This is a genomic window from Leifsonia sp. Ger2509, assembly GCF_055231915.1.
Genome location: NZ_JBUYVB010000003.1, coordinates 1300686 through 1323435, shown reverse-complemented (window position 1 = coordinate 1323435; position 22750 = coordinate 1300686). Strand labels below are relative to the sequence as shown.

The 22750-nt window shown below is 68.5% G+C and carries 18 protein-coding genes; 13 read left to right on the top strand and 5 right to left on the bottom strand.

Translation table 11 applies throughout. The features are described from left to right. Positions 1–92: 92 nt before the first annotated feature. The 3 genes from araB (at position 93) to araA (ending at position 4149) form a co-directional block, all read left to right on the top strand. A complete protein-coding gene (gene araB / locus ACV7NN_RS06570; protein ID WP_463348771.1) occupies positions 93–1850 on the top strand; it encodes a ribulokinase in 1758 nt (585 codons plus the stop codon). A gap of 74 nt (positions 1851–1924) precedes the next feature. Continuing rightward, the gene (locus ACV7NN_RS06565; RefSeq protein ID WP_463351249.1) at positions 1925–2587 is read left to right on the top strand and encodes an L-ribulose-5-phosphate 4-epimerase; all 663 of its coding nucleotides are present in this window, start codon (positions 1925–1927) and stop codon (positions 2585–2587) included. Positions 2588–2631: 44 nt separating this feature from the next. Continuing rightward, positions 2632–4149, top strand: coding sequence for an L-arabinose isomerase (gene araA, locus ACV7NN_RS06560; protein WP_463348770.1), 1518 nt, complete (start codon positions 2632–2634; stop codon positions 4147–4149). Between the two features lie 3 nt (positions 4150–4152). Here araA and soxR read toward each other — a convergent pair whose 3' ends face one another. After that, complete coding sequence (soxR, locus tag ACV7NN_RS06555) at positions 4153–4653, bottom strand: redox-sensitive transcriptional activator SoxR (protein ID WP_463348769.1); 501 nt, start codon at positions 4651–4653, stop codon at positions 4153–4155. Between soxR and ACV7NN_RS06550 the strand changes: the two genes are divergently transcribed. Then, entirely contained in the window at positions 4652–6073 is a 1422-nt protein-coding gene (locus ACV7NN_RS06550; RefSeq protein ID WP_463348768.1) for an MFS transporter, read from the top strand. The two genes, soxR and ACV7NN_RS06550, sit on opposite strands and share 2 nt — an antisense overlap. 24 nt (positions 6074–6097) lie before the next feature. Here ACV7NN_RS06550 and ACV7NN_RS06545 read toward each other — a convergent pair whose 3' ends face one another. The 3 genes from ACV7NN_RS06545 to ACV7NN_RS06535 all read right to left on the bottom strand — a co-directional run bounded on the left by ACV7NN_RS06545 (position 6098) and on the right by ACV7NN_RS06535 (position 9918). Continuing rightward, entirely contained in the window at positions 6098–7540 is a 1443-nt protein-coding gene (locus ACV7NN_RS06545) for a xylulokinase (RefSeq protein WP_463348767.1), read from the bottom strand. A gap of 97 nt (positions 7541–7637) precedes the next feature. After that, positions 7638–8834, bottom strand: a complete 1197-nt coding sequence (gene xylA, locus ACV7NN_RS06540; RefSeq protein WP_463348766.1) for a xylose isomerase — start codon at positions 8832–8834, stop codon at positions 7638–7640. A gap of 85 nt (positions 8835–8919) precedes the next feature. Continuing rightward, a complete protein-coding gene (locus tag ACV7NN_RS06535) occupies positions 8920–9918 on the bottom strand; it encodes a LacI family DNA-binding transcriptional regulator (RefSeq protein ID WP_463348765.1) in 999 nt (332 codons plus the stop codon). Between the two features lie 231 nt (positions 9919–10149). Between ACV7NN_RS06535 and ACV7NN_RS06530 the strand changes: the two genes are divergently transcribed. The 7 genes from ACV7NN_RS06530 to ACV7NN_RS06500 all read left to right on the top strand — a co-directional run bounded on the left by ACV7NN_RS06530 (position 10150) and on the right by ACV7NN_RS06500 (position 18721). Then, entirely contained in the window at positions 10150–11436 is a 1287-nt protein-coding gene (locus ACV7NN_RS06530) for an ABC transporter substrate-binding protein (protein WP_463348764.1), read from the top strand. Positions 11437–11448: 12 nt separating this feature from the next. Next, entirely contained in the window at positions 11449–12474 is a 1026-nt protein-coding gene (locus ACV7NN_RS06525) for a carbohydrate ABC transporter permease (RefSeq protein WP_463348763.1), read from the top strand. Further along, positions 12471–13337 (top strand): carbohydrate ABC transporter permease, encoded by an 867-nt coding sequence (locus ACV7NN_RS06520; RefSeq protein ID WP_463348762.1) that lies wholly within the window; start codon positions 12471–12473, stop codon positions 13335–13337. Before ACV7NN_RS06525 ends, ACV7NN_RS06520 begins: the two co-directional genes overlap by 4 nt. A 39-nt stretch (positions 13338–13376) precedes the next feature. Continuing rightward, the gene (locus ACV7NN_RS06515) at positions 13377–15707 is read left to right on the top strand and encodes a beta-xylosidase/alpha-l-arabinosidase (RefSeq protein ID WP_463348761.1); all 2331 of its coding nucleotides are present in this window, start codon (positions 13377–13379) and stop codon (positions 15705–15707) included. A gap of 73 nt (positions 15708–15780) precedes the next feature. After that, complete coding sequence (locus ACV7NN_RS06510) at positions 15781–16956, top strand: Gfo/Idh/MocA family protein (protein WP_463348760.1); 1176 nt, start codon at positions 15781–15783, stop codon at positions 16954–16956. Then, entirely contained in the window at positions 16953–17648 is a 696-nt protein-coding gene (locus ACV7NN_RS06505; protein ID WP_463348759.1) for a ThuA domain-containing protein, read from the top strand. Before ACV7NN_RS06510 ends, ACV7NN_RS06505 begins: the two co-directional genes overlap by 4 nt. Further along, complete coding sequence (locus tag ACV7NN_RS06500) at positions 17633–18721, top strand: Gfo/Idh/MocA family protein (RefSeq protein WP_463348758.1); 1089 nt, start codon at positions 17633–17635, stop codon at positions 18719–18721. The genes ACV7NN_RS06505 and ACV7NN_RS06500 overlap by 16 nt, the downstream gene beginning before the upstream one ends. Positions 18722–18831: 110 nt before the next feature. Here the strand turns inward: ACV7NN_RS06500 and ACV7NN_RS06495 are convergent, their stop codons facing one another. Further along, a complete protein-coding gene (locus tag ACV7NN_RS06495; protein WP_463351248.1) occupies positions 18832–19797 on the bottom strand; it encodes an acetylxylan esterase in 966 nt (321 codons plus the stop codon). A gap of 147 nt (positions 19798–19944) precedes the next feature. On the opposite strand from ACV7NN_RS06495, the gene ACV7NN_RS06490 reads away from it, so the two are divergent. Continuing rightward, positions 19945–21168: an ROK family transcriptional regulator gene (locus ACV7NN_RS06490; protein WP_463348757.1), complete on the top strand. Its 1224-nt coding sequence runs from the start codon at positions 19945–19947 to the stop codon at positions 21166–21168. Between the two features lie 212 nt (positions 21169–21380). Continuing rightward, positions 21381–22685, top strand: coding sequence for an ABC transporter substrate-binding protein (locus ACV7NN_RS06485; RefSeq protein WP_463348756.1), 1305 nt, complete (start codon positions 21381–21383; stop codon positions 22683–22685). Positions 22686–22750: the final 65 nt, after the last annotated feature.

The following is a 22750-nucleotide window of genomic DNA, read 5'->3' as shown; positions in this document are numbered from 1 at the left end:
CGTGTACCATGGAGGCCAATGTTACCGTTCACATTAACTGAACGGCCCAGCAAGCCGACGCGACCGGCAGGGTGCGCGACAAAGGAGTCAACGTGACCAACACTGAGCCGGCGGGCGCATCCGACGACCGCTACGTCATCGGCGTCGACTACGGCACGCTCTCGGGCCGGGCCGTCGTCGTCCGTGTCTCCGACGGAGCCGAACTCGGCTCGGCCGTGCTCGACTACCCGCACGCGGTCATGGATGCGACCCTCGCCTCCACCGGCGCGACCCTCCCGCCCGACTGGGCGCTGCAGGTGCCTGCGGACTATGTCGAGGTGCTCCGCACCGCCGTCCCTGCAGCCGTCGCCAACGCCGGCATCGATCCCGCGCACGTCATCGGTATCGGCACCGACTTCACGGCCTGCACCGTCCTCCCGGTCACCTCCGACGGCACTCCGCTCAGCGAGCTCGCTGAGTTCACCGGACGCCCGCACGCCTACGTGAAGCTCTGGAAGCACCACGCCGCACAGCCGCAGGCCGACCGCATCAACACGCTCGCGGCCGAACGCGGGGAGTCGTGGCTCCCGCGCTACGGCGGCCTCATCTCCAGCGAATGGGAGTTCGCCAAGGGCCTGCAGCTGCTCGAAGAGGACCCCGAGATCTACGACCGCATGGACCACTGGGTCGAGGCCGCCGACTGGATCGTCTGGCAGCTGACCGGCCGGTACATCCGCAACGCGTGCACCGCCGGTTACAAGGGCATCCTCCAGGACGGCCAGTACCCGAGCCGCGACTTCCTCGCCGCCCTTAACCCGGCGTTCGCGGGGTTCGCCGATGACAAGGTCGCCCACGAGATCGGGCAGCTCGGCGATGCGGCGGGCACCCTGTCCGCGCAGGCCGCGGCGTGGACCGGTCTCCGCGAGGGCATCGCGGTCGCCGTCGGCAACGTGGATGCGCACGTCACCGCCCCCGCGGCCCAGGCAGTGGAGCCCGGCCAGATGGTCGCGATCATGGGAACGTCGACCTGCCACGTGATGAACGGCGACATCCTGACCGAGGTTCCCGGGATGTGCGGCGTGGTCGACGGCGGCATCGTCTCCGGACTCTACGGTTACGAGGCCGGCCAGTCCGGTGTCGGCGACATCTTCGCGTGGTACGTGGAGAACCAGGTCCCCGAGTCGCACTCACGGGCGGCGCGCGAGGCCGGTGTGAGCATCCACCAATACCTGACGAGCTTGATCCAAGACCAGCCGGTCGGCGGCCACGGCCTCGTCGCGCTCGACTGGCAGTCTGGCAACCGCTCGGTTCTGGTCGACCACGAGCTCTCGGGTGTCGTCCTCGGCACCACGCTGTCCACGCGACCGGAAGAGGTGTACCGTGCGTTGCTGGAAGCCACCGCTTTCGGCACGCGCACGATCGTCGAGACCTTCGCCGCGAGCGGCGTTCCGGTGACGGAGTTCATCGTCGCCGGCGGGCTCCTCAAGAACGCGTTCCTGATGCAGGTCTACTCGGACGTGCTGCGCCTGCCGATCTCGACGATCGCCAGTGAGCAGGGTCCGGCGCTCGGGTCGGCGATCCACGCGGCCGTCGCGGCGGGCGCCTATCCGGATGTGCGGGCGGCCGGGTCGGCGATGGGCAAGCTCAACCGGGCCGTCTACACGCCGAACGAGGAGTCCGCAGCAGCCTACGACCGCCTGTACGCCGAGTACCGCGAGCTGCATGACTACTTCGGGCGTGGCGCCAACGATGTGATGCACCGCCTCCGCGCACTCCGGCGCGATGCCCTCGCGTCCGCCGCCGACACGGAGACCGCCGACACCGAGACACCCGACACCGAGACACCCGCCGTCGAAGGAGCCGCCCTGTGACCTCCCCGGACCCCACCCAGGAACGCGCCGCCGCGTCCAGCGCCTCCGCCCCGACGTTCACCCCGGAGGTCGAGCTGGCCATCGAACGCACCCGCGCCGATGTCTCCGCCCTGCATGCCCAGCTCGTCTCGAACGGCCTGGTCGTCTGGACCGGCGGCAACGTGTCCGGCCGCGTCCCGGGTGCCGACCTGTTCGTCATCAAGCCGAGCGGCGTCGACTACGGCGACCTCGCCCCGCACACTATGATCCTCTGCGATCTCGACGGAACCGTCATCGCCGGCACGCCCGGCAGCGACCGCAGCCCGTCGAGCGACACCGCCGCGCACGCCTACGTCTACCGCAACATGGCGGAGGTCGGCGGTGTGGTGCACACGCATTCCACGTACGCGACCGCGTGGGCGGCGCGGGGCGAGTCCATCCCGTGCGTGATCACCGCGATGGCGGACGAGTTCGGCGGCGACATCCCCGTCGGCCCCTTCGCGATCATCGGCGACGATTCGATCGGCCGCGGTATCGTCGCCACCCTGACCGGCCACCGTTCCCGCGCCGTGCTGATGCAGAACCACGGTCCATTCACGATCGGCCGCGACGCCCGCGACGCGGTGAAGGCCGCGGTGATGCTCGAGGATGTGGCGCGCACCGTGCACATCGCACGCCAGGGCGGCCCGCTCATCCCACTTCCGCAGGACGCGATCGACGCGCTCTTCGACCGCTACCAGAACGTCTACGGCCGCTGAGGCCCAGCCCCGGCTGAGCGCGAACTGAACACCAAGGAGAAACCATGCCCAAGCCCGCCACCACCCTCGACCACTACGAAGTGTGGTTCCTCACCGGCAGCCAGCACCTCTACGGCGAGGAGACGCTGCGGCAGGTCGCCGACCAGTCCCGCACGATCGCCGAGACGCTCGGCGCCGCAGCCGACGTGCCCGTGCGCATCGTCTGGAAGCCGGTGCTGACCGACGCCGACGCGATCCGCCGGGCGGCACTCGACGCGAATGCCGACGACGCCGTGATCGGCCTGATCGCGTGGATGCACACCTTCAGCCCGGCCAAGATGTGGATCGCTGGCCTCGACGCGCTCCGCAAGCCGCTCCTGCACCTGCACACGCAGGCGAACGTGGAACTGCCGTGGGCGGACATCGACTTCGACTTCATGAACCTGAACCAGGCCGCGCACGGCGACCGCGAGTTCGGGTACATCCAGACCAGGCTCGGCGTCGACCGCACGACGGTCGTCGGGCACGTCTCCGACCCGCGGGTGACCGGTCGCGTCGGCACGTGGATGCGCGCGGCGGCCGGATGGGCGGCCACGCGTTCCCTGAAGCTCGCCCGGTTCGGCGACAACATGCGCTATGTCGCCGTGACCGAAGGCGACAAGACAGAGGCGGAGCTGCGCTTCGGGGTGCAGGTGAACACGTGGGGCGTGAACGAGTTGGTGGATGCGGTCGACGCGGCCACCGCATCCGACCTCGACGCCCTCGTCGCCGAATACGAGGAGCTGTACGACGTCGTCCCCGAGCTGCGACGGGGCGGCGACCGCCACCAGTCCCTGCGCGACGGCGCGGCCATCGAGCTCGGCCTGCGGTCGTTCCTGGAGGCAGGGGATTTCGGCGCCTTCACGACGAGCTTCGAAGACCTGGGCGGGCTGAAGCAGCTCCCCGGGCTCGCGGTGCAGCGGCTCATGGCCGACGGGTACGGCTTCGGCGCGGAAGGCGACTGGAAGACGGCCGTGCTCGTGCGCGCGGCGAAGGTGATGGGCGCCGGGCTGCCGGGCGGCGCTTCCCTCATGGAGGACTACACGTACGACCTGACTCCGGGCGCCGAGAAGATCCTCGGTGCGCACATGCTCGAGGTCTGCCCGACGCTCTCCAGCGCGCGGCCGACCCTCGAGGTGCATCCGCTCGGCATCGGTGGCAAGGGCGACCCCGTGCGCCTGGTGTTCACCGCCGATTCCGGCCCGGGAATCGTGGTCGCGCTCTCGGACATGCGCGACCGGTTCCGGCTCGTCGCCAACGTCGTGGACGTCGTGCAGCCGACCGCTCCCTTGCCGAAACTCCCGGTCGGGCGAGCGGTCTGGGAGCCGCGGCCCGACTTCGTCACCAGCGCCTCGGCGTGGCTGCAGGCGGGCGGAGCGCACCACACCGTCATGTCGACGGCGGTCGGACTGGAGGCGTTCGACGACTTCGCACGCATGGCGCGCACCGAGCTGCTGGTGATCGACGAGACGACGACCCTGCGCGACTTCAAGAAAGAGGTGCGCTGGAACGCGGCGTACTACCGGCTGGCCGGCGGCATCTGACGCTCAGGCGTCGGCCCACCGGCGCGGGCCCGGGCCTTCTGCCGCAAGCTCGTCGCCGGTGTTCTGCAGCGCACAGGTGCGCAGGCTGAGGCAGCCGCAGCCGATGCAGTCGGTCAGGTCGCGCTGCAGGTGCTCCAGGTCGCGGATGCGCTGGTCGAGCTCGCCACGCCACAGCCGGGAGAGGCGCTCCCAGTCCTTCTTGGTCGGTGTGCGTCCATCGGGCAGGGAGGCGAGCGCGGCCCGGATGTCGGCGAGAGGCACACCGACCCGCTGCGACACGCGGATGAACGCGACACGTCGCAGCGTGTCGCGGCGGTAGCGCCGCTGGTTGCCTGCGGTGCGCTCGCTGGCGATCAGTCCCTGCCGTTCGTAGAAGTGGAGCGCGGAGACGGTGACACCGCTGCGCTGCGACAGCTCGCCGACGGTGAGGACCTTCTCCACGCATCCACCTCCACGCCACCCTGTTGACCTCAACCATAGTTGAGGTTCTAGGCTTGGGGGCATGACTGTCGACCCTGCCACCCTCGGCGCGATCCCGCGCGGTGGCGTCCTCGGTCAGCCCTACCGCTGGATCAGCATCGGGATGTGCGCGCTGATCATGCTCACCGCGTTCGAAGCGCTCGCCGTCACGACGATCATGCCGACGATCAGCCGGGAGCTCGACGGCGCATCGCTCTACGCCTTCGCATTCGCCGGTCCGCTCGCCGTCAGCGTGGTGGGGATGGTGCTGGCCGGGGCATGGTCGGATCGCGGAAACCCGCGCAACGCCCTCTTCGCATCCGTCGCGCTGTTCGTCGTCGGTCTCCTCATTGCGGGGTTCGCGCCGACGATGGGGGTCTTCGTCACCGGCCGCCTGGTCCACGGTCTCGGTGGCGGCGCGCTCACGGTCGCCCTCTACGTCATCGTCGCGCGCGTCTATCCGCCCGTCCTGCACCCGCGGATCTTCGCCGGCTTCGCCGCTGCGTGGGTCATCCCGTCACTGATCGGGCCGCTCATCGCGGGGATCGTCGCGGAATCCGTCGGCTGGCGCTGGGTGTTCCTCGGAGTCGTCGCCCTCGTGCTGCTGGCGATGCTCATGGTCGTGCCCGCGATGCGCACGCTGCACGCGCCCGGCCCGGATGCCGACCTGCCGCCATGGAACGCGCGGCGCATCGGCTGGGCGGTCCTGGTCGCGCTGGCGGTCCTCGCGATCAACCTGTCGGCCGAAGCGCGCGGGCCGGTGCAGTGGATCATCCCGATCGTCGCCGTCGTGGTCGCGGGGTTCGCGCTGCGGCCGCTCCTTCCACCGCGCACGCTGACGGCGGGGCGCGGGCTTCCGAGCGTGATCCTGCTGCGTGGTTTCGTCGCCGCGACGTTCTTCGGAACCGAGGTGTACATCCCCTACCTGCTGACCAGCCGTTTCGGGCTCTCGCCGGCGGTCGCGGGCCTCGCGCTGACCGCCGCCGGGATCACCTGGTCGGCGGCCTCGTGGGTGCAGGGCCGGTTTCCCGGGATCAGCCATCTCGCCAGCATCCGGATCGGCATCGCGCTCATGGCGGTCGCGATCGGCGTGACCCTGTCCACCGCGCTGTTCGGGCTGGACCCCGTCGTCCAGATGATCGGATGGGCGTTCGCGGGAGCCGGCATGGGCCTGATGTACCCGAGGCTGACGGTGATGACGCTCGAGTACTCGACGACCGCGGACCAGGGTTTCAACAGCTCGGCGCTCTCGATCGCGGACTCGATCGGGTCCGCTGTGGCGCTCGCTGCGACTGCCATCGCGTTCGCAGCGCTCGGGCCGGCCGGCGGTGCGTGGCCGTTCGCGGGCGCGTTCGTCGTGACCGGGGTGATCTGCCTGGTGGCGCTGGTGCTCGGCGGCCGGGTCGTCGCGCGTCGGGTCGTGGCCCCGGGTTCCGGCGCCCTGGTGGCCGACGCGTCGCGGTAGCTCGGACGCCCCGGCGCAGACGCCCTACGCGCTCAGCGCCGCATACTGCGCGTACTGCGCACGCACGACCGGGCGATGGTCGGGTGTGGGCTCCGCGACGATCGCGAGCGGCCACTCGGGCCGCCTTCCCGTCAACACCCACGCCGCCTGCACGGCCGCGCCGTCCGCCACGTATTCGCCCGGCTCGGGGATCACGACGGGCGCGTCGAACACCTGGGCCGCAATCGCGACCACGGCCGGGTTCTGCGCCGCACCGCCGATGATGAGGATGCGCGTCTCGCGCACACCGACCGCCCGCACCGCATCGAGTCCGGCGGCGAGTCCGCACAGCATCCCTTCGACGGCCGCGCGCGCGAAGTTCGGGCGCGTGCTCGACGCGAGGGTCAGTCCATGGAGGCTCGCCTTGGCGTCGGGGAGGTTGGGCGTGCGCTCGCCTTCGAAGTAGGGGACCAGCACCACGCCGCCGGACCCGGCTTCGGCGGTCAGCGCCAGGTCGGCGAGGCCGCCGTGATCCACGTCGAGCACGCGCGCGACGGCATCGAGGACGCGGGCCGCATTGAGCGTGGCGACGAGGGGCAGCGAGAGCCCGCTGGCGTCGGCGAAACCGGCGACCGCGCCTGTGACGTCGGCGGTGGGATGCTCGGTGACGGCGAACACGGTCCCGCTGGTTCCCAGCGACACGACGACGTCCCCCGCCCCGGCGCCCAGCCCGAGCGCCGCGCCCGCGTTGTCGCCTGCCCCCGGCCCGATCACCACGCCGGACGGGGTGGTGCCTGCCGTCTCGGCCGGTCCGAGCACCCGCGGGAGCACCACGGCTCCGGGCGCGCCGGTGGTACCGGCTTCGCGGCCGGGGCGGCCCAGTGCCCTTTCGAACAGGTCGAGGTCGTACGCGCCGGTGGTGGCGCTCCAGTATGCGGTTCCGCTCGCATCGGACCGGTCGGTGACCAGTTCGTCGAGCACCGGGCCGAGCGGGCTCTCGTCGGCCGGGCCATAGCCCCGGAGCCGCCAGGTGAGCCAGTCGTGGGGGAGTGCGACCGCCGCGACCCTCGCGGCGTTCTCCGGCTCGGCGTCGCGGAGCCAGCGCAGCTTGGTGGCGGTGAAGGATGCGACGGGCACCAGCCCCGTGCGGCGCGAGTACTCGCCGGCCCCGACCTCGGCGATCAGGTCGAGTGCTGCCTGCGCGCTGCGGGTGTCGTTCCAGAGCAGGGCAGGGCGGATGACCTGGCCGGCTTCGTCGAGGACGACCATGCCGTGCTGCTGACCGGCCACCGCGATCGCCGCGACATCGTCGAGACCGCCCGCGTCGTCGATCGCGGCCTGGAGCGCATCCCACCAGAAGGACGGGTGGACCTCGGTGCCGTCGGGGTGGCTCGCGCGGCCCGACCGCACGTGCGCTCCCGTCTCGAGGTCGCGCACGACGACCTTGCAGCTCTGGGTGGATGAGTCGACTCCGGCGACGAGCGTCATGTGTATTCCTCTGTTACGACGACGAACGGTGAGTCCTGCACGCGACACGCGGGACGCATGGACACAGGACTCACCGTTCGGCGATCAGTTGGGCGGACTAGGAGCGGGCGCCGATCAGGTGCTCGAGCGCCAGCTGCTGCAGGCGCACGAAGCCGAAGCCCTTGCCGCCGAAGTAGGCAGAGGAGTCGAAGTCCTCGTAGGATGCGCGGTCTGCAAGCAGGTCGTCGTACGACTCGCCTGCGCCGAGGGTCGGCACGGAGAGCTGCGGCACCCGCGATGCCTCGAGCGCTTCCTGCACCTCGGGGTCGGCGCGGAACGCCTGGGTACGCTCCTTCAACAGGAGGTAGGTGCGCATGTTCGCTGCGGCCGAGTCCCAGACACCGGTGATGTCTTCGGTGCGGGAGGGCTTGTAGTCGAAGTGACGCGGACCCTCATAGGACCGCCCGCCCGCCGGGCCGCCGTTCTCGAGCAGGTCGACGAGCGCGAACGCGTTCTGCAGGTCGCCGTGACCGAAGACGAGGTCCTGGTCGTACTTGATGCCGCGCTGGCCGTTGAGGTCGATGTGGAACAGCTTGCCCTGGTAGAGCGCCTGGGCGATGCCGGCGGCGAAGTTCAGGCCGGCCATCTGCTCGTGGCCGACCTCGGGGTTCACGCCGACCAGCTCGGGACGCTCGAGGGTCTCGATGAAGGCGAGGGCGTGGCCGACGGTCGGGAGGAGGATGTCGCCGCGGGGCTCGTTCGGCTTCGGCTCGATGGCGAAGCGGATGTCGTAGCCCTTGTCGGTCACGTACTGGCCGAGCAGGTTGACGGCTTCGCGGTAGCGCTCGAGGGCCGCGCGGATGTCCTTGGCCGCGTCGTACTCCGCACCCTCGCGACCGCCCCACATCACGAACGTCTTCGCGCCGAGCTCGGCAGCGAGATCGAGGTTGCGCAGCACCTTGCGGAGCGCGAAGCGACGCACCTCGCGGTCGTTGGAGGTGAATCCGCCGTCCTTGAAGACCGGGGCGCTGAACAGGTTGGTGGTGACCATCGGGATGATGAGGCCGGTGTCGCTGAGGGCCTGCTTCAGCCGGTCGATCTGCTTCTGGCGCTCGGCGTCGGTCGAGCCGAACGCGAAGAGGTCGTCGTCGTGGAACGTGAGGCCGTAGGCGCCGAGCTCGCTGAGCCGGGTCACTGCCTCGACGACGTCGAGCTGGGGACGGGTGGGGCCGCCGAACGGGTCGGTGCCGTTGTAGCCGATGGTCCACAGACCGAAGGAGAATTTGTCGTCGCGGGTGGGAGTCGTCGTGCTCATGAGTGTGCTTCCTTCAGCATCATTGGTGATTTGTTGCGAGAATAAACATATAGGCAGTGGCGGGGAAACGCAATCCCGCTGGAGATTATCGCGGCGGCGCGGTCGTCGCACGCACGACGAGCCGGGTGGGAAGGCGGATATGGGTCGGCGATGGCGACTCGCCCTTCATCAGCGCGACCAGCAGTTCTGCCGCCGTCGCGCCGAGTTGCTGCATGGGCTGGGCCACCGTCGTGAGCGGGAGGAAGTGCGTGGATGCTTCCGGCACGTCGTCGAACCCGATGACGGAGACGTCTCCCGGAACGTCGAGGCCCAATTCCGTCGCCGCCTTGATCACGGCGATCGCCGAGAGGTCGTTCGCGGCGAAGATCGCTGTGGGCCGGTCCGCCCGCGACAGGAGCCTCGTCGCGGCTTCCCGTCCGGTGTCCTGCTGGTAGCGGCCGACACCGACCAGGGACGCGTCGAACGGCAGCCCTGCCTCGGCGAGGGCCCGCCGGTAGCCGGCGTCGCGGAGGATGGACGAGCGCAGGTCGGGACGACCGGCGACGAAGCCGATGCGCTTGTGCCCGAGCTCCACCAGGTAGCTCGTTGCGTGACGGGCGCCGGTGAAGCTGTCGGACTCGACGGTCGGGAGGTCTGCGTGACCGGTGTGCGGATCGACGGCGACGATGGGCACATCCGCCGAGACGTTGACGACGGTCGGCGTGACCATGATGACGCCGTCGATCAGGGTGCCGCTCAGCCTGCTGAGGGAGCGGCGTTCCCATCCCTCGCTCGAAGCCTGGCGCGACCCGCTGTAGGCGAGCAGGTCGTAGCGCGAATCGTGGAGCGCCGTGCCGACACCCTTCAGGATCTCGGCACTGAACGGTTCGAAGTCGGCGACCAGCACTCCGATCACGCCCGTGCGACGGGAGCGCATACTGCTGGCGACGAGGCTGGATTCGTAACCGAGCCTCTCGACGGCCTCGAGCACGCGCTCGACGGTGTCGACGGCGATGCCGTAGCGCCCGTTGACCGCTTTCGACACGGTGGAGACGGAGACGCCGGCCGCTGCGGCCACGTCATGAATCGTCGGTCGTCGTCCCATGGGTACTGACGATACCTCAATGGAAATCATTTTCGAAAACGTTTGACACACTCAGGTGGGTTTGTAACACTGATGCCTCATCCGGGCCTGAGTCCGGAGACCCCCATGGGAACGCGGTCGGCTGCAGTGCTACGAGGCAGTCGCACGAGCCGGCGTAACGCAGACCCAGTTCACCGGGCACCTCGGACAACACCGAGGTCCTGCTCAACGAAGAGAACAGGTTGGAATCACATGAAAGCCAAGAAGCTCCTTGCGGGGGCGGCTGTCCTGGTTGCGGGCATGATGGCACTGAGTGCCTGTAGCGCACCCAGCAGCAACTCCAGCAACGGCAAGGTCACCATGACCCTGTGGCAGAACTCGACGACTGGCCCCGGCCAGCAGTTCTGGAAGGATGCCGCGGCCTCCTTCCACACGAAGAACCCGAACGTCACCATCAAGGTCCAGACGGTCCAGAACGAAGCCCTGGACGGCAAGCTCCAGACCGCACTGAACTCCGGCAACGCGCCCGACATCTTCCTGCAGCGTGGTGGCGGCAAGATGGCGGCCATGGTGCAGGCCGGCCAGCTGATGGACATCACCAACAAACTCTCCTCCGACACGAAGGCCAACATCTCCTCCGGGTCGTTCAAGGCGGAGACCTACCAGGGCAAGATCTGGGCGATGCCCCTGTCCGTGCTCCCCGGCGGTCTGTTCTACAGCAAGGACCTGTTCAACAAGGCCGGCATCACCTCGGCGCCCGCGACGATCGACGACCTGTCCGCCGACGTCACGAAGCTGAAGGCATCCGGTGTCGACCCGATTGCGCTCGGCGCGAAGGACGCCTGGCCCGCCGCTCACTGGTTCTACTGGTTCTCGCTGCGCGAGTGCTCGGGTGACACCATGCAGAAGACCGCGGACTCGAAGGACTTCTCCGACCCGTGCTGGCTGAAGGCCGCTACCGACCTGCAGAAGTTCGCCGCCGAGAAGCCGTTCAACAACGGGTTCCTCACCACCTCCGCCCAGCAGGGCGCGGGCAGCTCGGCCGGCCTCGTCGCGAACCACAAGGCCGCGATGGAGCTCATGGGCGCCTGGGACCCGGGAGTGATCGCATCGCTCACCCCCGACCAGAAGCCGCTTCCCGACCTCGGTTTCTACCCGTTCCCCGAACTCTCCGGCGGTAACGGCGAACCCGGCTCGATCATGGGTGGCGTCGACGGGTACTCCTGCTCCGCCAAGGCACCGAAGGAGTGCGCCGACTTCCTGAACTACATCGCGACCACGGAGCAGCAGACCGCCTACTACAAGGCGTACAACTCTCCGCCCGTCAACACCGAGGCACAGAAGGCCGTCACGGAGCCCTACCTGAAGGATGTTCTGGCCGCCTACAACAAGGCGCCGTTCGTCTCCCAGTGGCTCGACACCGTCCTCGGCCAGAACATCGGAAACGCGCTCAACGTCGCTGTCGTCGACATGCTGGCGGGCAAGAGTGACCCCAAGGGTCTCATCCAGGCCGCCAACGACGCAGCCAAGAAGGGCTAAGAGGAACACCCAGTGAGCAACACCCGCGAGAACACCTCGACCGGTGTCGTGTCGAAGGCCGATCTCGCGCAGCGAGGCGGGGGCGGCGCGACAGCGTCGCTCCCGCCGAAGCCGCGGCGTCGCCGCCGCGGCTTCGGCTGGGCGGGGCGCATGGAGATCGCCATCCTGGCGGGGCCGGCGGTCATCGTCTTCGTCGGCTTCGTCATCTTCCCGGTCGTCATGGCCGCGTACTACGGATTCTTCCGGTGGAACGGCTACGGCCCGCCGACTGACTTCGTCGGTCTGCAGAACTACATCGTCATCGTCACAGATCATGCGTTCCAGGAGGCGCTGGGTCACAACCTCTTCATCCTGGTCATGTCCCTGGTCCTCCAGGGACCGGTCGCGATCCTCCTCGCGCTCCTGCTCAACCGCAAGATGCGCGGACAGTCGCTCATCCGCGTGCTGATCTTCGTGCCCTATGTCATCTCCGAGGTCGTTGTCGGAACAGGCCTGAGCCTGATGCTCTCGACCAACGGGGCCTTCAACGGCTTCCTGGAAGCGATCGGACTCGGCTCGTGGGCGCATGACTGGCTCGCCGATCCCAACATCGCGATCTGGACGCTGATGGGCATCCTCACCTGGAAGTACATCGGCTTCGCGGTGATCCTGTTCCTCGCCGGTCTGCAGGGTGTTCCCGAGGAGCTCTATGAAGCTGCGGCACTCGACGGCGCGTCGTACTGGCAGATCCAGCGGAGGATCACTCTTCCCCTGCTCGCGCCCACGCTGCGGATCTGGGCGTTCCTCTCGATCATCGGCGCCCTCCAGCTGTTCGACCTCGTCTACATCATCTGGGGTCAGTACGTAGCGTCCACAGCCGGAACGTCGACCATGGCGACCTACATGGTCTCGAACGGCCGTGACGCAGGCAACTTCGGTTACGGCAACGCCGTCGCCGTCGTGATCTTCCTCATCTCCCTGATCATCGCGTTGTTCTACCAGCGCTTCGTCCTCCGCCGCGACACGGCGGGCGCCCTGACCGAAAGGACCGCGAAATGAGCGCCATCGCCTCTGTCCGCGCCGCACGCCGGAAGGAGCGCAAGGCCCTGCCGTGGGGTTCCCCCGCTGTGTATTTCGTGGCGCTCGTCGTCATCGCACTGATGCTCGTACCGATCGTGTACATCATCATCGGCGGCTTCCGCACGAACTCGCAGATCACGGTCGACCCGGCCGGGTTCCCGAACCCGTGGAACTTCCAGAACTACATCGGCGTCCTCACCGGAGGGATCTTCTGGCCCCAGGTCGGCAACTCGCTCATCGCCGCTCTCTCGACGACGATCGGCGTCGTCGCGCTCGGTCTCGCGGCCAGCTACGTGCTGGCGCGCTATGAGTTCCGGGGTCGCGGTGCGCTGTACGCGCTCTTCGCCGCCGGCCTCATGTTCCCGATCACCGTCGCGATCACGCCGCTGTACATCGTCGTGCGCAACCTGGGACTGACGAACTCCCTCGCGGGCGTCATCATCCCGCAGATCGCCTTCGCGCTCCCGACGACGATCATCATCCTCGTGCCCTTCCTCCGGGCCATCCCGGACGAGCTCCAGGAGGCGGCCTTCATCGACGGTTGCAGCCGGCTCGGGTTCTTCTGGCGCATGGTGCTGCGCCTGTCGCTGCCCGGCGTGATCACCGTCGGCATCCTTGCCTTCATCGGCAGCTGGAACAGCTACCTGCTGCCGTTGTTCATCCTGAACGACGAGTCGACCTACACGCTGCCCCTGGGCGTGCAGGCGTTCTCATCGCAGTACTCGACGGACACCGCCCAGGTGCTCGCCTTCACGTCGTTGTCGATGATCCCGGCCCTGGTGTTCTTCAGCCTGTTCGAGCGCCGCATCGTCGGTGGGCTCACCGGAGCGGTCAAGGGCTGAGCCCTGGCCGACCGCCCCAGAGAGAAGTGTGAAACTTTCATGATCAATTCCGATCTTCCGTTGGTCTCTGCCCGCGTGCAGAGCCTGTTCGCCTCCATGACGCTCGAGGAGAAGCTCGCACAGCTCGTCGGATTCTGGGTCGACAAGGGTGACGAGGTGGTCGCCCCGATGGCCGGCGAGATGGCCAACTCGTCGGACTATGCGGAGGCGACCATCCACGGCATCGGGCACCTCACGCGGGTCTACGGCACGCGCCCGGTGGACCCGGTCGAGCGAGCGAACTGGCTTTGGTCGGAGCAGCGGCGTCTGCGGGAGGAGACCCGGCTGGGCATCCCCGCGATCGTCCACGAGGAGTGCCTCACCGGCCTCGCCGCGTGGAAGGCCGCGACCTTCCCGACGCCGCTCGCGTGGGGTGCATCGTTCGACCCTGAGCTCGTGGAGCGGATGGGTCGGCAGATCGGCGCCTCGATGCGCGAGCTGGGCATCCACCAGGGCCTCGCTCCCGTGCTCGACGTCATCCGCGATCCACGCTGGGGCCGGGTCGACGAGGCGATCGCGGAGGATCCCTATGTCGTCGGCACGATCGGGACCGCGTACGTGCGCGGGCTCCAGGAGTCCGGCGTGCACGCGACGCTGAAGCACTTCGTCGGCTACTCCGCGTCGCAGGCAGGACGGAACCACGCGCCGGTGCACGCCGGGGCGCGGGAACTGCGCGACGTGCTGCTCCCTCCGTTCGAGATGGCGCTCCGCGACGGCGGAGTGCGCTCGGTGATGAACTCGTACGCGGAGATCGACGGCGTGCCCGTCGCGGGCACCCCCGAATACCTCACGGGCATCCTCCGCGACGAGTGGGGCTTCGACGGGGTCGTCGTGTCCGACTACTTCGCGGTCGCCTTCCTGCACACCATGCACGCCGTCGCGGCCGATCTGGGTGAAGCGGCGGAACTCGCTCTGGCCGCGGGCATCGATGTGGAGCTGCCGACCGGAGACGCGTTCCTCGAACCGCTCGCGAAGCGCGTGCGCGACGGCAGGCTGGATGTGGAGTTCGTCGATCGGTCCGTGCTGCGCGTCCTCGCGCAGAAGGAGGAGCTCGGCCTGTTCGACGAGACCTTCGCCGAGCCGCCGGCCTCCATCGATCTCGACACACCGGAGCACAGAGCGACCGCCAGGCAGCTCGCCGAGGAGTCGCTCGTGCTGCTGACGAACAGCGGGGTCTTGCCGCTTTCGCCGCAGCAGGAGAACCTGCGCATCGCCGTCGTCGGCCCGAACGCCGCTTCGGCCGAAGCGCTCATGGGGTGCTATTCGTTCGTCAACCACGTGCTCGCGCACCATCCCGGTGTCGAGCTGGGTGTGAGCATCCCTTCCGTGCTCGACTCGGTGCGCGACGAGTTTCCCGGCGCCGCCATCACGCACGTTGCAGGCTGCGCGGTCGAGGGCGATGACACCTCCGGAATCGCGGACGCTGTCGCAGCCGTGCAGGCGGCCGACGTCGCGCTCGTGATCGTCGGCGACCGTGCGGGCCTCTTCGGGCGGGGAACCGTCGGCGAGGGCAACGACGTCGAGAGCCTGGCGCTCCCCGGTGTCCAGCGCGACCTGGTCGAAGCAGTCACGCGCACGGGAAAGCCCGTCGTGATGGTCGTGCTCTCGGGTCGCCCGTACGAACTGGACTGGGCCGTCAGTGGTGCGTCCGCTCCCGGCGCGCTGCTCCAGGCGTTCTTTCCCGGCGAAGAGGGCGGCCGCGCGATCGCTGCGGTGCTCTCCGGCCGCACCGCACCATCGGGCCACCTGCCCGTCTCCCTTCCCCGTTCGGCAGGCGCCCAGCCGTACTCCTACCTGCACCCGAAGCTCGGCGGCTCGTCGGAGATCACGAGCGCCGACAGCACCCCGGTGCTCCCGTTCGGCCACGGGCTCACCTACACGACGTTCGAGCGGACCGACCTGGCGGTGGATGCCGAGGCGGCGACCGGGGGAGCGTTCCGCGCGAGCGTGCGCGTGCGAAACACCGGCGACGTCGCGGGCACCGACCTGGTGCAGCTGTACGCGCACGACGTGTACGCATCCGTCACCCGTCCTGTCGCCCAACTCGTCGGGTACACGCGCGTCGACCTCGCCCCCGGCGACGAGGCGATCGTCGAGTTCGACGTGCCGACGACCCGCCTCGCGTTCACCGACCGCTCGTTCACGCGCATCGTCGAAGCCGGGCAGATCGACCTCTGGGTCGGGCCGTCGTGCGCGGAGCGCGAGACGTCCGCATCGCTCACGCTGGTCGGGGATGCCCACCCGGTGACCGCTGCGGACCGTCGGCTGGTCGAGGTGCGCGTGGAACTGATGGAGGCCGACGCGGTCGGTGCCGGAATTCCTGCCGAATAGCGCGTGCGGCGTAGGAGGCTGCGACGGGTTCGTGGTTTCATCGTACAAATCCCGATTTTCGAAGGAGTGAGCTATGGGCTCTGATAAGCCTCACCTGCGCGTCGCGATGGTCGGTTACGGCTTCATGGGTGCGGCGCACTCCCAGGGCTGGCGGGTCGCCCCGCGGTTCTTCGACCTCGACGTCGAGCCGGTGATGAGCGTCATCGTCGGCCGGGACGCGCAGCGCGTCGAGGAGGCGCGCGAGAAGTTCGGCTGGCTGCGCGCCGAGACCGACTGGCGCCGGGTGATCGACGACCCGGAGATCGACGTCGTCGACATCTGCTCGCCGGGCGATTCCCACGCCGAGATCGCTATCGCGGCCCTCGACGCAGGCAAGCACGTCCTGTGCGAGAAGCCGCTCGCCAACACTGTCGCCGAAGCCGAGCGGATGGTCGAAGCAGCCGAGCGCGCTGCAGCGCGCGGCATCCGCTCGATGGTCGGTTTCAGCTATCGCAGGGTCCCGGCGATCGGATACGCGCGTCAACTCATCGCGGACGGTCGCCTCGGCGACATCCGCCAGACCCGCGCCGAGTACCTGCAGGACTGGCTCGTCGACGAGAACGGTCCGATGACGTGGCGCCTCGACAAGGCGCTGGCGGGCTCGGGGTCGCTCGGCGACATCGGAGCCCACGCCATCGACATGATCCAGTACCTGACGGGCACGACCGTCGAGTCCGTCAGCGGGACGCTCGCGACGTTCGTGACCGAGCGGCCCCTCCTTGGCGAGGGACGCGGCCTCGGGGGCACGGCCTCCGCCGAGCGCGGCCAGGTCACGGTCGACGACGCGGCCTGGTTCACCGGACGACTCTCCGGCGGAGCGATCGGCTCCTTCGAGGCGACCCGGTATGCGACCGGCCGCAAGAACGCCTTCCGCATCGAGATCAGCGGCAACCGCGGCGCGATCGCGTTCGACCTGGAGTCGATGAACGAACTGCAGTTCTACGACGCGACGGCGCCGGCGGGGGAGCAGGGCTTCACGCGCATCCTCGTCACCGAGCCCGAGCATCCGTACGTCGGCAACTGGTGGCCGACCGGGCACCTGATCGGCTACGAGCACGCCTTCTCGCACGAGATCCGCGACTTCGTCTCCGATATCACGGCCGGGCGCGACCCGGAGCCGTCGTTCGCCGACGGTCTGCAGGTGCAGCGCGTCCTCGACGCGGTCGAGACGAGCGCTGGCAACGGCAGCGCATGGACGGGAACCCGATGACCGGCAGGCAGGCACTCGTCGTCCGTGGCGGATGGGACGGCCACATGCCCGTCGAGACCACTGGCCTGTTCATCCCGTTCCTGGAGGCCAACGGCTTCGACGTTCGGGTGGAGGACGGCACGGCGGTCTATGCCGACGCGGACGTGATGGACACCGTCGACCTCATCGTGCAGGTCGTGACGATGAGCACGATCGAGCCCGCGGAGTTCGACGGGCTCCAGCGCGCAGTGCTGGGTGGCACGGGTCTGGCCGGCTGGCACGGCGGCATCGCCGACTCGTACCGGAACAACGCCGATTACCTGCACATGATCGGCGGCCAGTTCGCCCACCACGCGGGCAAGGACCCGGCAGAGCGCATCGGCGAGCAGTCGGACAACTATATTCCGTATACGGTACATATCACCGAGCTCGGCAAGAAGCACCCGATCACTGCTGGAATCGACGACTTCGATCTGGTAACGGAGCAGTACTGGGTGCTCAGCGACGAGTACAACGACGTGCTGGCGACCACCACGCAGGACGTGCGCCCGTGGGATGCGTGGAACCGGCCGGTCACGGCCCCCGCCATCTGGACGAGGCAGTGGGGGAAGGGGCGGATCTTCGTATCGGCGCCCGGCCACCGCATCGAGGTCGTCGAGGATCCGAACGTGCGGACCATCATCGAGAGGGGGCTGCTGTGGGCAGCGCATTGAACGTCGGAGTCGTCGGAGTCGGCGTCATCAGCAACCAGTACTTCGCTTCGTTCCCGAAGCTTCCCAACCTGAGGCTCGCGGCCGTGGCCGACCTCGACGTCGCGCGTGCCGCATCCGTCGCCGAAGCGCAGGGGACGCGCGCGTTGAGCGTGGACGCGATCCTGTCCGACCCCGGCGTCGATGTGATCCTGAACCTGACGATCCCGGCGGCGCACGCCGAGGTGGCGCTGCGGGCGCTCGATGCGGGCAAGCACGTCTACGGTGAGAAGCCGCTGGCGCTGACGACGTCGGAGGCTGCGAGCGTGCTGTCAGGAGCGGGCGATGCCGGGCTCCGGGTGGGTGCCGCACCGGACACCGTCCTCGGCACGGGCATCCAGACGACCCGCGCGCTGCTCGACGCCGGCCGCATCGGGGACCCGGTCGGCGCATCCGTGCACTGGACGGCGCCCGGGCACGAGCTGTGGCATCCGGCTCCCGGCTTCTACTACCAGCCCGGCGGCGGTCCGCTCTACGACATGGGTCCGTACTACCTGACCAGCCTCGTGAGCTTCTTCGGGCCGGTGGTCCGGGTCTCGGGGGCCGTGGCGCGGTCGAGTCGTGACCGCACGATCGCCACCGGACCGAACGCGGGTGCGGGCATCCCCGTCGACGTCGACACGCATGTGACCGCCATCCTCGAACACGCGAACGGCGTGATCTCCACGGTCACCGTGAGCTTCGAGGTCTGGGCCACGCGCGCACCGCTCTTCGAGATCTATGGAACCGCGGGCAGCATCCTGGTGCCCGACCCGAACCAGTTCTCAGACATCGTGTCCGTCGCCACGGCGGACAACAGGGAGTGGGTGGAGCTGCCCGCCACGGCAGGCTATGTGGATGCGGGGCGCGGGTTCGGTCTCGCCGACATGGCCCGCGGGATCGAGACCGGCCGGCCACACCGCGCATCTGGCGAGCTGGCGTTCCACGTGCTCGAGATCATGGAGTCGGTCATCACAGCGGGGCGCGAGCACCGCGTCGTCGAGCTGGCCAGCACGGTCGAACGGCCCGAGCCGGTCGCCCTGGCGCCCCAGCCCTGATTCCTCCCCCGCGCCCGGCCCCCCGCCGCTGCCGACGATGAGTTGACAGTTGTTGCCGCTTCGGCGTGGGGCTGAACCGCAACAACTGCCAACTCGACAGAAAGCGTCCGTCAGAGACGGTCGGCGAGCCAGGCGGCCTGCCGCTGCCAGTGCTCGGTCTGGCCGCCCTCGTGGTTGTTGAACTCGTAGACGTCGATCGCGCGATCCGCCGAAGCGAGGTTGTTGTATGCAGCGTAGATCGTCGACGGCGGAACGATGTCGTCCATCAGGGCGACCGAGAAGAGTGCGGGCGCGGTGACGCGCTCGGCGAAGTTCACACCGTCGAAGTACGAGAGCGTCTCGAAGACCTGCCCGGTGTGCGTGCGGTGCACCGAGAGGTAGCGTGCGATCTCGGCGAACGGGTCCGACATCCCGATCTCGGCCCCGCGTCGGAAAGCGGCCAGGAACGGCACATCGGGCATGACCGCGCGGACGGCGGGCGCGAGGGCTGCCGTCGCGAGTGCGATGCCCCCGCCCTGGCTGCCGCCCGTGACCGCGATGCGCGCCGGATCGACGAAGCCGAGGCCTGCGACGGCATCGACGAGAAGCGCGGCGTCGGTGAACACCCGGCGGTAGTAGTACTCGTCCCTGTCGAGGATGCCGCGCGTCATGAAGCCGGCCGACGCTGGGCCGGAGCCGTGCGGGTCGGGCGTGTCGCCGCCGGTGCCCCATCCGCTGCCCTGTCCGCGGGTGTCCATCACGATGTGGACGTAACCCGCGAGCGCCCACAGCACGCGCTCGCCCGGCAGGCCACGGCCGCCGTTGTAGCCCACGTACTCGATGACTGCGGGTCGGGGCGCGTCGCCGCTCGGCCGGGTCACCCATCCGGCGACGCGCTCGCCGCCGAACCCGCTGAACCGCAGGTCTTCGACGACGAGCTCCGTGATCGGTGTGGATGCGGGAGTGAGGTCCGGCGCTGCGGCGAGCGACCTCGACTCGCTGAGCGTCCGAGCCCAGAACGCGTCGAAGTCGGCGGGCTGGGCGACGGACGGGCGGAACGCGACGAGTTCGTCGAGCGTCAGATCGGTGAGCGGCACTGTCCTGCTTTCTTCTCGTGGCGACGTCTGCTGTGCTGCGGCATATTTGCGGTCGGTCGACCAGCGTGTCAGGGACATTCTCGCAGTTTTGTTGTGTGCGGGGACAAAATGTGACCACGAGGCGTCCGGCGCGTTAGGGTCGATGCCATGACCAGCCCGACCGCGACCGCGATCAAGAGCGGCACGACCGACCAGCTGCGACGCGACAACCTGTCCGCCGTCCTGAACCTCGTGCATCGCGAGAACGCCCTCTCGCGCGCCGAGCTCACGCAGCTCACGCGCCTCAACCGCTCGACGGTCGGCGACCTGGTCGCGGAGCTCGTGGACCTCGGGCTCGTCGAGGAGACCGCCCCCGTCGGCGCCGCCAGGGCCGGACGCCCGAGCCCTGTCGTCCGGGTCGGAACCTCGACCGTCGCGATCGCCGTCAACCCCGAAGTCGACGCGCTCATCCTCGGATTGGTGGGGATGGGCGGGCACGTTCTCAAGCGCATCCGGATGGAGACCGCGTCGGTGCGCACCGCATCCGAGGTCGTGACGCTCGCGTCCGCGGCCATCGCCGGGATGCTCGCCGGCGTCGACGACAGCATCCGGGTGGCGGGCATCGGCGTCGCTGTTCCCGGACAGGTGCGGCTGGCCGACGGGATGGTCCGTGAGGCCACTCACTTCGGCTGGGCCGACGAGCCGCTGGCAGCGATGCTCGAAGCAGCGACGGGCCAGCGCGTCTGGGCTGCGAACGCCGCCGTCCTGGGGATGCGTGCTGAAAGCGCGTTCGGGACGGGCCGCGGAATCGACGACTTCGTGTACTTCATCGGCGGCCCCAGCGGAATCGGCGGCGGCGTCGTCAGCGGTGGCCGCCTGGTCACCGGCGCGGCGGGGTATGCGGGCGAGTTCGGACACACCTTCGTGCACAGCGACGGCCTCGCCTGCTATTGCGGCGCACGCGGCTGCCTCGAGGCCGAGGTCACCCAGGGCGCTCTCCTGTCGGCCGTCGGGCTCTCCTCGGCGGATGCTTCGGGGCTCGAGGATGCGCTGGCCGACTCCAGCGACCCGGCCGTCCACGCCCTCGTCCAGCGCGACCTCGACCTGCTGTCCATCGCCGTGCGTAACGCCGTGAACGTCTTCAATCCGAGCGTGGTGGTGCTCGGCGGTTTCCTGGCCGACCTCTACCGCGGGGCGGGCCGGGATGGTGACGTCGACATTCTCGGACCGGTCGTGCGCTCGGCGCGCGACGGCCTGCAGGTGCGCCTTGCGGAGCTCGGCTCCGACCAGTTGCTCATCGGTGCGGCGGAGTTGGTCTTCGCCGATCTGATCGCCGATCCGGCCCGCGCTGGTCGCCTGAAAGGTCCGTTCGCGGGCCTGATCGGCCGGTAGTGCCGCATCCTTGCCCGCGCGCGGCGTTTCGAAAACCGAACAATGTTGGGGAGTGGAACTTATCGTTCGCCAGCGAAACGACGGGGAACAATTTGCAATTCAAGCTTGCGTGACATCGAAACTTGTGCTTATGTTGCCCTCGTCAACAAATTGCATCGGAGTGGCTGCGAAGCCTGCAAGAGCGCGTCCACTCCACTACAAGGAGGTAAAGGATGCGTAAGAGGCATCTCGCCATCGGGGCCGCTCTGGCCGCGGGCGCACTGCTGCTCGCCGGCTGCGCAAGCGGATCCGGCTCGGACGACAGCACCAACGGCAAAGGCAAGACCCTCACCCTCTGGCACTACGAGGGTGCGGACAGCGCGATGGGCAAGGCCTGGAACCAGGCCATCACGACCTTCGAGAAGGAGACCGGCGCCAAGGTCAGGTTCGAAGCGAAGAGCTTCGAGCAGATCCGCTCCACGGCCAGCCAGGTGCTCAACTCGAACCAGGCTCCCGACATCCTCGAGTACAACAAGGGCAACGCGACAGCGGGCCTGCTCTCGAGCCAGGGCCTCCTGACCAACCTCGACGACGCCGTCAAGAAGTACGGGTGGGACAAGAAGCTCGCACCGAGCCTCCAGACCACCGCCAAGTACGACGACAAGGGCATCATGGGCTCCGGCAACTGGTACGGCGTCCCGAACTACGGCGAGTACGTCGAGGTCTACTACAACAAGGACATGTTCTCGAAGTACGGCATCGCCGTGCCGAAGACGATGGACGAGTTCGTCGCCGCGCTCCAGAAGTTCAAGGACAACGGCATCACCCCGCTCGCCGAGTCGGCCGCGGAGTACCCCCTCGGACAGCTCTGGTACCAGCTGGCGCTGAGCAAGGCCGACCGCAGCTGGGTCGACGACTACCAGCTCTACAAGGGCGAGGTGAACTGGCAGGGCACGGAGCTCAGCACAGCCACCAAGACCGTGGACGACTGGGTGAAGAAGGGCTACATCTCGAAGAGCGCCAGCGGCCTCAAGGCGGAAGACGCCGGGACCGCCTTCGAGGCGGGCAAATACCCGATCTTCTTCTCCGGCAGCTGGTGGTACGGACGGTTCCAGACCGAGATCAAGAACTACCAGTGGGGCACCTTCCTCTTCCCGGGTGTGAAGATGTCGCCGGGTTCGGGTGGAAACATGTGGGTCGTCCCGGAGAACGCGAAGAACAAGGAACTCGCCTACAAGTTCATCGACATCACGATGCGCCCGCAGATCCAGTCGATCATCGGCAACAACGGTGGTGTGCCGGTGGCCGCGAAGACCGCAGACATCACGGACCCGAAGAGCAAGGAGCTCATCGCCAACTTCAACGCCCTCACGGCTGAAGACGGCATCGGCTTCTACCCCGACTGGCCCACCCCGACCTTCTACGACCAGCTGAACGCCGGCCTGCAGGAGCTCATCAACGGCAAGTCGCCGGCCGACGTCAACAAGGAGCTCGGCAGCGAGTACCAGGACGGCGTCGACCAGATCGTCAACCAGTAACACCCCCGGTCGAGCACAGGAAAGGTGGGCGAAAGCCCGCGGCTGAAGCCCACTTTTCCTGCGCT